This window comes from Kocuria sp. KKT182 (assembly GCF_055635395.1).
Genome location: NZ_CM145757.1, coordinates 1,104,162 through 1,119,107 on the forward strand (window position 1 = coordinate 1,104,162; position 14,946 = coordinate 1,119,107).

Here is a 14,946-nt window from a genome sequence, read left to right on the forward strand (position 1 = left end):
GATTAGGGCCTTCGTAACGTGGATGCCGAGCGTGATCACCATCCGGCCGGCCAGCATGCTCGTACAGCAGCGGATGAGAAGGGGCCCGGCCATGTCAGAGCAACCACAACCGGCGGTGTTCGTCGGCCTCGACGTCGGCAAGTCCGACCACCACGCCGTGGCGGTGACGGCTGCGGGGAAGACGGTCTACGACAAGGCCCTGCCTAACGACGAGACCCGGCTGCGGGCCATCCTCACCGACCTGGCCGCGGCCCATGGGCCGGTGCTGATGGTCGTGGACCAGCCGGCCACGATCGGGGCGTTGCCGGTGGCCGTCGCCGAAGGCACCGATGGCGTACAGGTGGCCTACCTGCCCGGGCTGGCGATGCGCCGGATCGCCGATCTGCACCCGGGCACGGCCAAGACCGACGCCCGCGACGCACTGATCATCGCCGAGGCCGCCCGGACCATGCCGCACACCCTGCGTGACATCCAGGTCGATGAGGCCCAGATCGCCGAACTGGCCGTGCTGGCCGGCTTCGACGACGACCTCGCCACCCAGATCACCGCCACCTCCAACCGCCTACGGGGCATGCTCACCCAGATCCACCCCGCCCTGGAACGGGTCCTGGGATCGCGGGTGACCCACCCGGCGGTCGCCGATCTGCTCAGCCGCTACCCGACCCCGGCCAAGCTCGCCGCGGCCGGCAGGGGCCACGTGCGGGCAAGGCTCAAGAAGCACGCACCCCGGCTGGCCGAGACCCTCACCGAGGAAATCTTCGACGCTCTGGGGCAGCAGACCGTGGTCGTGGCCGGCACCGAGGCCGCCGCCACCGTCGTGCCGATCCTGGCCGGGCAGCTGGCCGGCCTGATCCACCAACGGGCCACGGTGGCCGCCCAGGTCGAGGCCCTCGTGGAGGCCCACCCTCTTTGCCCGGTCCTGACCTCGATGCCCGGGATAGGGGTCAGGACCGCCGCGAGAATCCTCACCGAGGTCGTCGGCAAGGACTTCCGAGATGCCGGGCATTTGGCCTCCTACGCCGGGATCGCCCCGGTCACCCGAAGGTCGGGAACCTCGATCCGCGGCGAGCACGCCGCCAAGGGCGGCAACAAACGCCTGAAGCGGGCACTGTTCCTCTCGGCCTTCGCCTCACTCAACCACCCACCCTCGAGGGCCTACTACGACCGGAAACGCGCCCAGGGCAAACGCCACAACCAGGCGATCATCGCCCTGGCCCGCCGACGGACCGACGTCCTGTTCGCCATGCTGCGCGACGGCACCCTCTACCAAGACCCCACCGAGCCCCAGAACACGTCACCGGTGGCCCTGGCCGCTTGACGGAAACCATAGAGGCACCCCCCCCTGCCGCCCCGGTCCCGGCCCCGGTGGGCTCAGAGGTCCCCGGGACCGATGCGCCGCCAGCGGTGCACGAAGGTCAGGGCTGTGGCCAGCAGGACCGCCGCGGAGAGCACCGGCACCAGTGCGGCGCTCCGGTAGCCCCAGGACTCCCCCCACCACCCGGACAGGGCGAGCCCCCCGGTCAGCCCCACGCTCATCACCGCGGTCATGACGGTGGTCAGGGCCGTGACCCGGGAGCTCGGGGCCACGAGCCGGGCGATCTCGTAGACCGCCACCAGGCACGGTCCGGTGGTCAGCCCGGCCAGCGCCAGCACGACCACCATCCCCGCGGAGTCGTCCGGGATGGTCAGGAGCATCGCGGCGAGCACGGCCCCGGCGGCCGCCGCCACCCAGCGGTTCCACAGCCGCAGCTCCTCGGTGCGGGCGGACGCGGCCACCGCGGCCAGCGCCGAGGTGAACCCCGAGACCGCGTACAGCCAGCTGACCGAGACCACCGCGTCCACGGCGGTCGCGAAGACGAGGACCGCTCCCAGGGTCGACCCCACGAGGGCCCCCAGCGCCCCCATCCCCAGCACGGGGAGCAGCCGGAGCTGCCGCGCCCGGCGGCGGCGGTTGCGGGCCGCCCGGTTCGGTGCGGCCGCGACGGGCGGCAGGAAGTGGACGAGCCCCCGCGGCAGGCGGGCCGAGCAGTGCAGCAGGAACACGGTGGTGCCCACGAGGGTCAGGGTGGCCGCGAGCACCAGCACGGCCACCGGCCCGAGGGTCACGGCCACGAGCCCGGTCACCGCGGCCGCCAGGACGGTGGCCAGCGAGTCCATGACGCTCTCGTGGCGCAGCGCGGTGTCGAAGAGGTCCTCCCGGGAGTCCCGGCGCAGCAGGGACCACCAGCGCAGCCGGCACGCCACGCCCATCTGCGGCAGCACGAGCCCGGCGAGCAGGCACGGGAGCACCAGCTGGGCGGGGGCCGCCCCGGGGTCGGCGGCGAGGTCCGGGAGCCGGCGCACGAGCCACCACACCACCAGCGGGTTCACGAGGGTGAGCAGCACCAGGCCGAGCTGGCGCCGGCGCCACGAGGCGGCCGCGCCCATGGCCAGCCCGCACACCGCCGAGCCGAACGTCACGGCGGCGGCGCAGAAGGCGCCCAGGGCCGGGGACCCGGAGATCAGCGCCACCGTGGTCAGCACGCCGAGAGGCACCATGGTCTGGGGCAGCCGCACGAGCAGGGTCAGCACGGGGTACAGCGCGCCGCTGACGGCGGCGAGCTCCCGGGAGTCGGCCAGGGGCGAGCGGGCGGCCGTGCTGAAACCCCCGAGGGGCTCGGCGGCGCGCGCACTGCTCACGAGGTACCTCCGCATCCTCCCGACGGCGGCCGGGCACGGACCAGCCTAGCCCCGCCGCCCGGAGGATGACGGAAAGCGACGGCCCCCCGCGACGGGCGGAGGATCCGGCGGCCCTGCCGGACCCGGCAGGGCCGCGGGCTCACCGCTCCCGGACCGGCGCGGCGGACGCGGCGGGCGTCGCCTCCGCGGCCGGGGCGTCCTCCTCCGCGGCGGGCGCCCCGGCGCCGCGGCGCGGCCGGGAGAGCGTCGCCGAGCGGTGGACCAGACCGGCCACGAGGCCGCCGAGCAGCGGGGCCACCCAGAACAGCCACAGCTGGCCCAGGTGGCCGGCGCCGGCGACCACGGCGGCGCCGGTCGAGCGGGCGGGGTTCAGCGACCCGCCGTCGAACGGCGCGGTGATCGTGAGCAGGAACGCGAGGGCCGCACCGATGGCCACGGGGGCGAGCACCGCGTTGGCCCGCGGCGCGGTGGAGCCCAGGACCACGAGGGCGAACAGGGCGGTCGCCACGAACTCGACGAGCAGCACGGTGGTCCACCCGGCCTGGGAGGTGGAGTTCTCCCCGAAGCCGTTGGAGACCGCGCCGAGGACCTGCGCGGTGGTCGAGGAGTCGAGCAGGCTGATGAGCACCGCCCACAGCACGCCGGCCGCGGCCAGGGCGCCGAGCACCTGGGCCACCACGTAGCCGATCGCGGCCCGTGCGGGCGTGCGCCCGGCCACGACCGCGGCGAGCGTCACCGCGGGGTTGAAGTGCCCCCCGGAGACGTGCCCGAAGGCGACGATCGCGGCGACCAGGCCGAGACCGAAGCCGAGCGCGGAGTCGATGACCTCGGTGGCGAACATGCCCGTGCCCAGCCCGGCGAAGACCAGCAGCGCCGTCCCGGCGAACTCGGCGGCCCACTGGGCCGGCGCGGACGCGGCCTCCGGGGCGCCGGCGGGCACGGTGTCCTTGCGCGCGGCGACGGGCACGGGCGCCGCGAGGCCCGCCGTGCCGGGGGCGGCGCCGTCGTGGACGGCGCTGTCGGCGCCGTCGGCGCCGGGGCGCGCGGTGGTGCCGGGAACGTGGTGACTCATGGATTTCTCCTCAGGGATCGGGGCGGCACGGTGGGGGTGCCGTGCCGGCGGGGCGCCGGGCGCCCGTGCCATGCAACCACAGTGACCTGAAGGGCGGTTGAACCCGCCCCGGGCCGTGTCGGCCGCCGACTACACTGACCGCATGCCCGCACCCCTGCTCTCGCCCGACGCCGGCCTCGACCCCGCCTGGCCCGAGTACGCCGACTCCGTGCGCGCCGCCCTGCTGGGCGGAGCCCTCGGGGACGCGCTGGGCGGCCGCGCGAGCTCCGGTCCGCGCTCCCGCTCCGCGGCGGCCGGCGCGGACGCCCCCGCCGACGCCGAAGGCAGCGCGGTGCTGCGGATCTCCGACGCCACCCAGCTGACCCTCTACACCCTGGACGCCCTGCAGGAGGTCGTCGAGTGGGCGAACCAGGGCCACGGCGCCGACGAGACCGCGTGCCTGTGGCTGGCCTACCTGCGCTGGCTGGGGACCCAGGGCGAGCGCCACCCGGCCGAGGCGCCGCGGCCCCTGCCCCGCCCGATCGACGAGCACGAGGTCCTGCACGCCGTGCGGGAGCCGGACGGAACGGTGCTGGCGGCCCTCCGCTCCGGCCGGATGGGCGAGGTCGAACGCCCCCTGCAGCCGGAGGCCAAGGGCGCCGGACCGGTGCTGCGCTCCTCGCCGTTCGGTCTGCTCCCCCACGTCGGCTGGCGCACGCTCGCGCCCCTGGCCATCAACGGCGCCGCCCTGACCCACGGGCACCCCGAGGCGCAGACCGCGGCGGCCGTCCAGGGCTTCGTGGTCCACGCCGCCGTGCGCGCCCGCCGGGAGGGCCTGCCGCGGCCGGTCGCGGCCGCCGTGGCCGCCGCCCGCGAGACCGCCGGGAACCTCACGCGCCCGGTGGCCGAGACCCTCGCCCGGCTCGAGGACGCCGTGCGCGCCGCCATGCGGGAGGACCCCGACCCCGCGGCGCTCGACCGGCTGCTCGGCGCGGGCGGGGCCGCCCCGGAGACCCTGGCGGGCGGCCTCGGCGCGGCCCTGCGCGCGGAGGCCGAGGCCCCGGGCGCCGGGGACCCGCAGGCCGTGTTCCGCCGCGCGGTGGAGCTGGCCACCGCCGGCACCGGCCACCCGGTCGCGGCGGGGGCGATCGCCGGCGCCGTGACGGGCGCGGCCCTCGGGACGGCCGCGCTGCCGCCGGAGTGGCGCGCCCGGCTGGACGCCGGGGACGTGGTGTCGGAGACGGCCGAGCGCTGGCTCAGGGAAGTGGGGGCGCCGCCAGCCGCTTGACGTTCAGTCCCGCGCCGGCGAGCAGCTCCCGGACGGTGCCCGCACCGGCCCGGTGGACCAGGTCCACCACGATCCCCGCGCAGGCCCGGGCGTCCTCGAGGGCGTCGTGGTGGCGGCGCAGCGGCACCCCGGCGGCCTCGGCCGCCCGGGGCAGCGCGTAGGACGGCAGGTCGTAGCCGCGCCGGGCCAGCGCCAGGCTGCACGCGTACGCCAGCGGGGCGTGCCGCGTGTCCGTCTCCGCGCACGCGGCGCGGATCACGCCCATGTCGAAGGCCGCGTTGTGCGCCACCACGAGCTCGTCGGGGTCCTCGGCCAGGATCCAGTCCTCGATCCGCGGCCACAGCTCGGCGAAGCCGGGGTGGCCCGCCACCGTGTGCTCGGTGATCCCGTGGATGCGCGTGTTCCCGGGGTCGAAGTCCGCGCGGGTGCGCGGCGGGCGCATGTAGGCGGAGCGCTCCGCCACCACCCGTCCGCCGCGGACCCGCACGAGGCCCACGGCGCACGGCGAGCCGATGAAGCGGTTCGCGGTCTCGAAGTCGATGGCGGTGAAGGAGAGGGACGACGGATCCGCGGCGGGCCGGTCGGTGGTCGTGTCGGGGGAAGCGGGACGAGGCACCGGAACAGCCTACTGCGCCCGCTCAGGCGGAGACACCGCGCAGGTTGGTCTCGATCCAGTCGTCGGCCCGGGCGATGGACTGGTTGACCTGGGCGGTGTCGAGGTCGTGGTGCAGCGCGTAGGCGACCGCCTGCAGCGGGAACGTGCGCGCGTGCAGCCGGGCCCGCTCGTAGACGGTCTCCGAGACGGCGGCGCGCAGGGTGTCCCAGCCGTACCACAGCCCGAGGGACGCGGCGTCGTGCGCGGGGTCGGACAGACAGGCGTGGTCCCAGTCGATGATGCCCGTGAGCTCGTCCCCGTCACCGTCCCACAGCATGTTGTGCCCCATGAGGTCCCCGTGCACCAGGGTCGGCACCACGGTCGGCAGCGCCGCGAGCTCGGCGACGGCCCGCCGCGCGGCCTCCTGGTTGCGGGGCAGCAGCCGCGGGATGACCTCGTCGAGCAGCACGTGCCGCCGCCGGTGGCCGCCCCAGTGCTGGCCGGGACGGTCGAGGTACCGCGCGAAGCCGGAGGTGTCGACCTCGGCCAGCTCGGTCAGCACCCGGTGCAGCACGGCCGGGTCGCCGTGCCCGGGCGGGTGCGGGTGCCCGGGCAGCCACGTCAGGCCCACCCCGGTGTAGCCGTGGGAGACCACCACGCCGGTGAGCGGCCGCGGGGTCGCGAACGAGAAGCGGGGCAGCCTCCGCAGCACCTCCGTGCGGCGCTGGACGTGCTCGCAGACCGTGGCGTTCTTGGCGATCCGCACGGAGATCACGTGGCCCACGTTCACCACCACGTGGGCGGACCCGCCGGCGTGGACCTCCCACTGGCCGGGGTCGGCGCTCATGCCGGCTTCGCGCAGCACGGCCTCGACGGCGCCGGCGAACGGCAGGTGGTGGAGCTGCGACCAGGGCATGGTCAACTTCCTCGGTTCGGACGTGGGTCAGTCGGGGACGGCGGCGGGGTCGAGGGCGGTCAGCAGGTGCGGGAGCAGGGCCCGCATCGCGCGCCCGCGGTGGCTGATGGCGTTCTTCTCCGCGCGCGTGAGCTCGGCGCAGGTCCGGTCGGACCCGTCGGGGCGCAGCAGGGGGTCGTAGCCGAAGCCGCCGTCCCCCACGGGCTCCCGCAGCAGGGCGCCGCGCAGCGTCCCGGTCTCCACGTGCTCGCGTCCGTCCGGGGTGACGAGCGCGGCGGCGCACACGAACTGCGCGCCGCGGTGGACGTCGGGGACGTCGGAGAGCTGGGCGAGCAGCAGCCGCAGGTTCGCGGCGTCGTCGCCGTGCCGGCCGGACCAGCGCGCGGAGAAGATCCCGGGGGCTCCGCCCAGCACGTCGACGGCCAGGCCGGAGTCGTCGGCCACGGCGATCAGCCCGGTCGCGGCGGCGGCGGCGCGGGCCTTGAGCAGGGCGTTGGCCTCGAAGGTGGTGCCGTCCTCGACGACGTCGGGGGCCCCGGCCGCGGCGGCGTCCACGACCAGCCGCTCGACGTCGGCTCCGGGCAGCGCGGGCGCGAGCAGGTCCCGCAGCTCGGCGAGCTTGCCCCGGTTGTGCGTGGCGAGCACCACCCGGGCGCCGTGGTGGTCACCCATCGCCGGCCTCGCGCAGGGTCTCGACCTGGATCTGGGTGAGCTGGGCGCAGCCGGCCAGCGCGAGGTCGAGCAGGGCGTCCAGCTCGGCGCGGTCGAAGGGGGCGCCCTCGGCGGTGCCCTGCACCTCCACGAAGTCGCCGGACCCGGTGACCACCACGTTCATGTCGGTCTCGGCCCGCACGTCCTCGACGTACGGGAGGTCCAGCATCGGCACGCCGTCGATGATGCCCACGGACACGGCGGCCACCGTGTCGGTGAGCGGCTGCGCGCGGCGGGCGACGAGCCCCTCGGCCCGGGCCCATCCGATCGCCTCGGCGAGGGCCACGTAGGCGCCGGTGATGGCCGCGGTGCGGGTGCCGCCGTCGGCCTGGAGGACGTCGCAGTCCAGGACCACGGTGTTCTCGCCGAGGGCGGAGAGGTCGATGACCGAGCGCAGGGAGCGGCCGATGAGCCGGGAGATCTCGTGGGTGCGCCCGCCGATCTTGCCCTTCACGGACTCGCGGGCGGACCGGGTGGACGTGGCCCGCGGGAGCATCGCGTACTCGGCGGTCACCCAGCCGCGGCCCTCCCCCTTGAGCCAGCGCGGGACGCCCTCGGTCACGGACGCGGTGCACAGCACCCGGGTGCTGCCGAACTCGATGAGGGCGGAGCCCTCCGCCTGCTGGGACCAGCCGCGGGTGATCGTGATGGGTCGCAGCTCACCGGGCGAACGGCCGTCCGACCGGGTCACCCCCGAGGTCGAGAGGGCCGGTGCGGTCTGGTCGACGGGGGAATCCATGTGGTCCACCTTACCCCGCGGCACCGACCGCCCGGCCCGGCCGCCGGCGGCGGGGCTCACGGCCCGACGGCGGCCGCGGGACGACCGCTCCCCCGCCGGACGATCCGGTAGGTGTAGGCGGGCTCGGCCACCCCGATGGGTCCCGCGAAGACCTCCTGCGCCTCCTCCACGGCCCGCGTCGGGGAGTTCCACACCGGCAGGTGCGTCAGCAGCAGCTGGCGGGCCCCGGCGTCCCGGGCGGCCTCCGCCGCGCGCCGGCCGGTCAGGTGGATGCCGCGCAGCGCGTCGTCGCGGCCCTCGTGGTAGGCGGCCTCGCACAGGAAGACGTCGGCGTCCCGCGCGGCGCGCACGAGCCCCTCGCACGCGTCGGTGTCCCCCGAGTAGGCCAGGGTGCTGGGGCCCATGACGCCGTCGTAGTCGATGCGCAGGGCGTAGGGCTCGGGGGTGGGGTGCTCCACCCGGAAGGGCGTGATCGCGAACGGCCCCACCCGCACGGGCTCCTCCGGGACCCAGGTGTGGAAGTCGAACTCCCCGTGCATCCCGGGCTCCGTGGGGAGCCCGTGGGTGCTGCTGAGGTACTCGTGGAGGCCGGTGGGCGCCCACAGCGGGATCGGGGGTCGGCCCCAGCCGCGCGGGTCCCACTTGATCGCCACGTGCAGCCCGGCCAGGTCGATGCAGTGGTCGGGGTGCAGGTGGCTGACGAGCACGGCGTCGATGTCGTGCAGGTCGATGTGGCGCTGCAGCACCCCGAGGGCGCCGTTGCCCATGTCCAGCAGGATGCGCCAGGTCCGTCCCTCGGCGTCCTCACCGCTGACGAGGTAGCAGGAGGCCGGGGAGTTCGGCCCCGCGAAGGAGCCGGTGCATCCGATGATGGTGAGTTTCATGGGCGAGAGCCTTCCAGGAGGTGCCGGTGGGACGGCGGCCGCACCGGCCGCGGAGCTGCTCAGGGCGCGGACGGGCCCGCTCCCCCGATCATCTCCGGGGTGATCCGCGCGAGCGAGCCCGTGGGGTACTGCTCCGCCACGGAGCTGGTGTGCCGGACGCGGGCGACCTCCGGCCCCAGGAACCGCCGGGCGAGGACCTCGAAGGACGCGGCGTCCCCGGTGGCGAGGAACTCGTGCCGGGCGGGCCCGCCCGGCACCCCCGGCTCGCGCTCGAGCCCGTGGCTGACGAGCGCCCGGTAGACGTCCTTGGCGGTCTCCTCCGCGCTGGAGACCAGCGTGACGGCGTCGCCCATGACGTAGGAGATCACGCCGGTGAGCAGGGGGTAGTGGGTGCAGCCCAGCACCAGCGTGTCCACGTCGGCCTCGCGCAGCGGGTCCAGGTAGGCCTGGGCCGTGGCCAGCAGGCCGGGCCCCGTGGTGACGCCCGCCTCCACGTAGTCGACGAACGCGGGGCAGGCCACCGAGTCGATCCGCAGGTGGGGGGCGGCGGCGAACGTGTCGTCGTAGGCGCGGGAACCGACCGTCGCCTCCGTGCCGATGACGCCGATCCGGCCGTTGCGGGTCGAGGCGACCGCCCGGCGCACCGCCGGCTGGATGACCTCGACCACCGGGATCCCGTAGACCCGGGTGTAGCGCTCCCGGGCGTCGCGCAGCACCGCCGCGGACGCCGTGTTGCAGGCGATCACGAGCAGCTTGACGCCGGAGTCGACGAGCTCGTCCATGATCCGCAGGGCGTGCGCCCGGACCTCGGCGATCGGCAGCGGCCCGTAGGGCCCGTGGGCGGTGTCCCCCACGTACACGATCTCCTCGTGGGGCAGCTGGTCGATGATGGCGCGGGCCACGGTGAGACCGCCCACCCCGGAGTCGAACACGCCGATGGGTGAACCGGGGTTGGGGCGCCGGGCGGCCCGGCCGCCGGCCCCGAAGACGTCGTCATCCTGCATATCGTCAAGAGCGTAGTCCCGGGCGTGCCGCCGTCCCAAACCGCGCCGCGGCCGTGCCGCCGTGAGCCGCGTCACCCCCGGCCGGGGCGGGGGCCGCCCGCGGTGTCGTGCCCGGTCAGTCCCGGGGCAGGTCGTGGAGGAGGGCCTCCATGAGGGTCTCCTGCAACCACGAGACGAAGTTGTACAGGAGCGACATGTACGTCTCGACGTCCTCGATCGCGGACCAGTCGTCGTAGCGACCCACGCGCTCGGCGTCGGCCTCGCTGCGGATCCCGAGCCGGTCCGCCAGCACCAGCCGCACGTCGTTGAGGGCCTGCCCGAAGGCCTGCGCCTGGGCGGGGTCCAGCCGCACGGGCTGGGCCTCCAGCGCGAGGGCCGCCTGCTGCAGCACGCCGCGCTTGGTCTCCCGCAGCCCCCGCTCCGTGTACCGGCGGAACTCGGCGGCGCGCTCGGGGTCCAGGCTCCCGTCGGGCAGCAGCCGCCGCAGCGCGGAGTCGTCGGGGACGGTGGCGTCCCCGGACACGCCGAGCATCCGCTCGAGCGAGTCCTCCGAGGCCGGCTGCTCGGGGGCGAGCGCCTGGGCGACGTCCGCGAACAGCTTCTGGAGCAGCTCCTTCTCGGGCTCCTCGAAGCGGGCGGTGATGCCCCGGCGGGTGGACCGGAAGCCCTGCGCCATCAGTGGCCCCCCGCCTGCTCGAAGGTGGCCCACAGTCCGAAGCCGTGCATCGCCGCGGTGTGGGTCTCGGCCTCCTCGAGGGAGCCGCTGGCCACCACGGAGCGCCCGTGGTGGTGGACCTCCAGCATCAGGGAGCGGGCCTTCTCCTCCGGGTAGCCGAAGTAGGAGCGGAACACGTAGGTGACGTAGCTCATGAGGTTGACGGGGTCGTCCCACACGACCACGTTCCACGGGGTCTCGGTCTCAGTGGCCACGGACGTCGCGCCGGTGGGCCGGGTGCCGGTCTCCGGGGTGGCGGTGGCCGCGGGGCGGGCGGCGGCGGGAGTAGCGCAGTGCATGGTCCGTCCATCGTAGCGAGTGCCGGAGACGGGGCGCACCGGCGGCGTCGCTAGAGTGGTGCCCGTGAACCAGCGCAGCCACCGGTGGGCCCCGCCGCCCACGTCCCTGATGACCGACCACTACGAGCTGACCATGCTGCAGGCCGCCCTGCACGCCGGCACCGCGCAGCGGCGCAGCGTGTTCGAGGTCTTCGCCCGGCGGCTCCCCGCTGGGCGGCGCTACGGCGTGGTGGCGGGCACGGGGCGCCTCCTCGAGGGGCTCGGGAGCTTCCGCTTCGGCGACGAGCAGCTGCGCTTCCTGTCGGACACCGGCGTGGTCAACCGAGCCACCCTGGACTACCTCGCCGACTTCCGCTTCACCGGCTCGATCTCCGGCTACGCCGAGGGCGAGGCGTACTTCCCCTCGTCGCCGCTGCTCGTGGTCGAGGCCACCTTCGCCGAGGCGTGCGTGCTCGAGACGTACTTCCTGTCGGTGCTCAACTACGACAGCGCCGTGGCCTCGGCCGCCTCCCGCATGGTGGGTGCCGCGGCGGGGCGCCCGTGCATCGAGATGGGCTCCCGGCGCGCCCACGAGGAGGCCGCCGTCGCGGCCGCGCGGGCGGCGGTCATCGGCGGCTTCGACTCGACGTCGAACCTCGAGGCCGGGCACCGCTACGGGATCCGGACGGTCGGGACGGCCGCCCACTCCTTCACGCTCCTGCACGACACGGAGGAGGACGCCTTCCGCGCCCAGCTCCAGTCCATGGGCCGGGACACCACCCTGCTCGTCGACACCTACGACGTCGAGACCGCGGTGCGCAAGGCCGTGGAGCTCGCGGGTCCCGGGCTGGGCGGCGTGCGCCTGGACTCGGGCGACCTCGTGACCCAGGCCGCCTGGGTGCGCGGGCTCCTCGACGAGCTCGGCAACCCGGACACCCGCATCACCGTCACCTCGGACCTGGACGAGTACGCGATCGCGGCCCTGAACGCCGCGCCCGTCGACGCGTTCGGCGTGGGCACCCGCGTGGTCACCGGTTCCGGCGCGCCGACGTCGTCGATGGTCTACAAGCTGGTGGCCCGCGAGGACTCCTCGGGCGAGCTGCGGCCCGTGGCGAAGGCCGCGAAGGGCAAGGTGTCCGTGGGCGGGCGCAAGCACGCCCTGCGGCGCCGGGACGAGCGGGGCACGGCGACCCACGAGATGGTCGGCATCGGCCGGCTGCCCGACGACGACGGCGACGACCGGCCGCTGCTGGAGGACTTCGTCCGCCGCGGCGAGCTGCTGGACGGCTGGACGGGCCCGGAGGGGGTCCGCCGGGCCCGGGAGCGGCACGCGGCGTCCGTGGCGGAGCTGCCCCGCTCGGCCCGGCGGCTCAGCGAGGGCGACCCCGTGATCCCGACCGTCCTGGGGCCCGAGGCCCCGGCCTGAGCGGCCGTCCGGGCGGCGCGCGCCGGGCGGGATCCGCCCAGCGGCACCCGCCGGAGGAGCACCACCGGGCGAGAAGCACGAGCGTGAAGCACCGAACAGAGGGAGGAACACCATGAGGACCGCACTGATCGTCGTCGACGTGCAGAACGACTTCTGCGAGGGCGGCTCGCTGCCCGTCGCCGGAGGCGCGGCGGTGGCCGCCGCCGTGTCGGAGCACCTGGAGGACCACCACGGGGACTACGCGGCCGTCGCGGCCACCCAGGACTGGCACGTCGACCCCGGGGCGCACTTCTCCGACGAGCCGGACTACGTGGACTCCTGGCCCGTGCACTGCGTCGCCGAGTCCCGCGGGGCCCACTCCCACCCGGACCTGGACACGGACTGGATCCAGGCGTGGTTCCGCAAGGGCGAGCACGACGCCGCCTACTCCGGCTTCGAGGGGCTGCTCGCCCCGGACGCGGACGTGCCGATGGGCGACGACGAGGACGTCGACGACGAGCCGGACGTGAGCCTCGACGACTGGCTGCGGGAGCACGAGATCGAAGCCGTGGACATCGTGGGCCTGGCGACCGACCACTGCGTGCGGGCGACCGCCCTGGACGCCGTCGAGGCCGGCTACGACACCCGGGTGCTGGTGGAGCTCACCGCGGGCGTCGCCGCGGAGTCCACAGAGCGCGCCCTGCGGGAGATGGCCGAGGCGGGGGTCGAGGTCGTCCGGTCCTGACCCGTGCCCGGCAGCGGACCGCCCCGTCCCGGGCGGTTCGCGTCCCGGGTGCGACTCACTTGCGCCCGATGAACCAGTCCTGCAGCTTCTTCACCCGCGCCTGGAGCTGCGCCTCGTTCGCCTGCGCCACCGCGGGTCCGCCGCACACCCGGCGCAGCTCGTTGTGGACCATGCCGTGCGGGGTGCCGGTGCGGGACGCCCAGGCCGAGACGTTCTTGGACAGGGTGGCGCGCAGCTCCTTGAGCCGCCGGTGGTCGGGCACCGCCGGCTGCTCCGGGGTGCGGGCGGCGCCGGGGCGCCGCCGGGCGTGCTGGGACTGCCGCTCCCGCAGCAGCGCCGAGACCTGGTCGGCCTCGAGCAGGCCCGGGATGCCGAGGAAGTCCGCCTCCTCCTCCGAGCCCACCGCCACGCCGCCGCCGAAGGCGCCGCCGTCGAAGAGGACCCCGTGGAAGGACGCGTCCGAGCCGATGGCCTCGAACCGGCCCTGGGCGAGGGCCGCGGACGCCTTCTCCTCCCGGTTGGCCTCCTCGAGCAGGTCGTCGTCCCAGCCCTCCTCGAGCGGGTCGGCCGGCAGGCCGGTCTCCTCCGCGGCGGGCTTGTCGAGGGCGTGGTCCCGCTCGGCCTCCATCTCGTTGGCGAGCTGCATCAGCGCCGGCACGGACGGCAGGAACACGGAGGCCGTCTCCCCGCGCTTGCGGGCGCGCACGAAGCGGCCGACCGCCTGGGCGAAGAACAGCGGCGTGGACGTGGACGTCGCGTAGACGCCCACGGCGAGCCGGGGGACGTCGACGCCCTCGGAGACCATCCGCACGGCCACCATCCAGCGGCTGTCCCCCGCGGAGAACTCGTCGATCCGGTCCGAGGCGCCCTTGTCGTCGGAGAGGACCACGGTGGGGTTCTCCCCCGTGATCCGGCGCAGCTGCGCGGCGTAGGCCTTCGCGTCCTGGTGGTCGGTCGCGATGACCATCGCCCCGGCGTCCGGCACGGTGCGCCGCACCTCCGTGAGCCGCTGGTCCGCGGCCTGGAGCACCGACGGGATCCACTGCCCGTTCGGGTCGAGCGCCGTGCGCCACGCGTGGGCGGTGATGTCCTTCGTGAAGCCCTCGCCGAGCTCCGCGGCCATCTCCTCCCCCGCGCTGGTGCGCCAGCGCATCTGTCCCGAGTAGGCGAGGAAGATCACGGGCCGGACCACGTGGTCCTTGAGCGCGTCGCCGTAGCCGTAGGTGTAGTCGGCGCTCGAGCGGCGGATGCCGTCCCCGTCCTCCAGGTAGCGCACGAACGGGATCGGCGCGGTGTCCGAGCGGAAGGGGGTGCCGGTCAGGGCGAGCCGGCGGGCGGCGGGGTCGAAGGCCTCCTGGAGCCCGTCGCCCCACGTGAGGGAGTCCCCGGCGTGGTGGATCTCGTCCATGATCACCAGGGTCCGGCCCGCCTCGGTGCGGGCCCGGTGCAGGAGCGGCTTCATGGCCACCTGCGAGTAGGTCACGGCGGCGCCCAGGTAGTCCCGGCCGTGGGAGCCGTCCGCGTTCTTGAAGTTCGGGTCGATCGCCAGGCCCACGCGGGCGGCGGCGTCCGCCCACTGCCGCTTGAGGTGGTCCGTGGGCGTCACCACCGTGATCCGGTTGACGGTCCCGCGGTCGAAGAGCTCCTTGGCCACGCGCAGCGCGAAGGTCGTCTTGCCGGCCCCGGGGGTCGCGACGGCCATGTAGTCCCGGGGCTGTGCCTCGAAGTAGCGCTGCAGCGCCTCCGCCTGCCAGGCGCGCAGCTTGGGGGCCGTGCCCCACGCGGCGCGGTCCGGATAGGCCGGGGGGAGGTCGGCGGCGGCTGCGCCGAACAGGGAGAGCTGGTCGTCCTGGGACACTCTGGCGACGTCCTTTCGCTCGTGGTGCCGCGGCCTCGTGGCCGCGGTGGATGACGGGGGGCGCGGCGGCGGGCCACG

The 14,946-nt window shown here is 75.2% G+C and carries 15 protein-coding genes; 4 read left to right on the forward strand and 11 right to left on the reverse strand.

The features are described 5' to 3' along the window. Nucleotides 1–91 precede the first annotated feature (91 nt). Nucleotides 92–1,318: an IS110 family RNA-guided transposase gene (locus tag ACZ2G1_RS05055; protein ID WP_058857733.1), complete on the forward strand. Its 1,227-nt coding sequence runs from the start codon at nucleotides 92–94 to the stop codon at nucleotides 1,316–1,318. 53 nt (nucleotides 1,319–1,371) lie between these two features. On the opposite strand, the gene ACZ2G1_RS05060 is transcribed toward ACZ2G1_RS05055, so the two are convergent. Both ACZ2G1_RS05060 and ACZ2G1_RS05065 read right to left on the reverse strand, forming a co-directional pair. Then, on the reverse strand, nucleotides 1,372–2,679 hold the full coding sequence (locus tag ACZ2G1_RS05060; RefSeq protein WP_470377554.1) for a hypothetical protein: 1,308 nt from the start codon (nucleotides 2,677–2,679) through the stop codon (nucleotides 1,372–1,374). Nucleotides 2,680–2,818: 139 nt separating this feature from the next. Beyond that, nucleotides 2,819–3,751: an aquaporin gene (locus ACZ2G1_RS05065; protein WP_158279206.1), complete on the reverse strand. Its 933-nt coding sequence runs from the start codon at nucleotides 3,749–3,751 to the stop codon at nucleotides 2,819–2,821. Between the two features lie 142 nt (nucleotides 3,752–3,893). Between ACZ2G1_RS05065 and ACZ2G1_RS05070 the strand changes: the two genes are divergently transcribed. Continuing rightward, entirely contained in the window at nucleotides 3,894–5,018 is a 1,125-nt protein-coding gene (locus ACZ2G1_RS05070) for an ADP-ribosylglycohydrolase family protein (RefSeq protein ID WP_470377555.1), read from the forward strand. Here ACZ2G1_RS05070 and ACZ2G1_RS05075 read toward each other — a convergent pair. The 8 genes from ACZ2G1_RS05075 to clpS form a co-directional block, all read right to left on the reverse strand. Then, nucleotides 4,987–5,634, reverse strand: coding sequence for a 3'-5' exonuclease (locus ACZ2G1_RS05075; protein ID WP_020380579.1), 648 nt, complete (start codon nucleotides 5,632–5,634; stop codon nucleotides 4,987–4,989). The two genes, ACZ2G1_RS05070 and ACZ2G1_RS05075, sit on opposite strands and share 32 nt — an antisense overlap. A gap of 22 nt (nucleotides 5,635–5,656) precedes the next feature. Beyond that, the gene (locus tag ACZ2G1_RS05080) at nucleotides 5,657–6,529 is read right to left on the reverse strand and encodes a phosphotransferase family protein (RefSeq protein ID WP_035928873.1); all 873 of its coding nucleotides are present in this window, start codon (nucleotides 6,527–6,529) and stop codon (nucleotides 5,657–5,659) included. Nucleotides 6,530–6,556: 27 nt separating this feature from the next. Then, nucleotides 6,557–7,201 carry an RdgB/HAM1 family non-canonical purine NTP pyrophosphatase gene (gene rdgB, locus ACZ2G1_RS05085; RefSeq protein WP_109222126.1) on the reverse strand — a complete coding sequence of 215 codons (645 nt, stop codon included), beginning with the start codon at nucleotides 7,199–7,201 and terminating at the stop codon, nucleotides 6,557–6,559. Next, nucleotides 7,194–7,979 (reverse strand): ribonuclease PH, encoded by a 786-nt coding sequence (gene rph, locus ACZ2G1_RS05090; protein WP_035928869.1) that lies wholly within the window; start codon nucleotides 7,977–7,979, stop codon nucleotides 7,194–7,196. Before rph ends, rdgB begins: the two co-directional genes overlap by 8 nt. A 56-nt stretch (nucleotides 7,980–8,035) precedes the next feature. Further along, nucleotides 8,036–8,863 carry an MBL fold metallo-hydrolase gene (locus tag ACZ2G1_RS05095; RefSeq protein WP_017833240.1) on the reverse strand — a complete coding sequence of 276 codons (828 nt, stop codon included), beginning with the start codon at nucleotides 8,861–8,863 and terminating at the stop codon, nucleotides 8,036–8,038. Nucleotides 8,864–8,922: 59 nt separating this feature from the next. Further along, on the reverse strand, nucleotides 8,923–9,867 hold the full coding sequence (murI, locus tag ACZ2G1_RS05100; protein WP_035928866.1) for a glutamate racemase: 945 nt from the start codon (nucleotides 9,865–9,867) through the stop codon (nucleotides 8,923–8,925). 115 nt (nucleotides 9,868–9,982) lie between these two features. Then, on the reverse strand, nucleotides 9,983–10,543 hold the full coding sequence (locus ACZ2G1_RS05105) for a DUF2017 domain-containing protein (RefSeq protein WP_017833242.1): 561 nt from the start codon (nucleotides 10,541–10,543) through the stop codon (nucleotides 9,983–9,985). Next, a complete protein-coding gene (gene clpS / locus ACZ2G1_RS05110; protein WP_017833243.1) occupies nucleotides 10,543–10,881 on the reverse strand; it encodes an ATP-dependent Clp protease adapter ClpS in 339 nt (112 codons plus the stop codon). Before clpS ends, ACZ2G1_RS05105 begins: the two co-directional genes overlap by 1 nt. Before the next feature lie 55 nt (nucleotides 10,882–10,936). On the opposite strand from clpS, the gene ACZ2G1_RS05115 reads away from it, so the two are divergent. Both ACZ2G1_RS05115 and ACZ2G1_RS05120 read left to right on the forward strand, forming a co-directional pair. Beyond that, on the forward strand, nucleotides 10,937–12,286 hold the full coding sequence (locus ACZ2G1_RS05115; protein WP_373994751.1) for a nicotinate phosphoribosyltransferase: 1,350 nt from the start codon (nucleotides 10,937–10,939) through the stop codon (nucleotides 12,284–12,286). 112 nt (nucleotides 12,287–12,398) lie between these two features. Beyond that, nucleotides 12,399–13,010: an isochorismatase family protein gene (locus tag ACZ2G1_RS05120; protein ID WP_017833245.1), complete on the forward strand. Its 612-nt coding sequence runs from the start codon at nucleotides 12,399–12,401 to the stop codon at nucleotides 13,008–13,010. Nucleotides 13,011–13,065: 55 nt separating this feature from the next. Here ACZ2G1_RS05120 and ACZ2G1_RS05125 read toward each other — a convergent pair whose 3' ends face one another. Beyond that, complete coding sequence (locus ACZ2G1_RS05125) at nucleotides 13,066–14,868, reverse strand: DEAD/DEAH box helicase (RefSeq protein WP_095651715.1); 1,803 nt, start codon at nucleotides 14,866–14,868, stop codon at nucleotides 13,066–13,068. Between the last annotated feature and the right edge of the window lie 78 nt (nucleotides 14,869–14,946).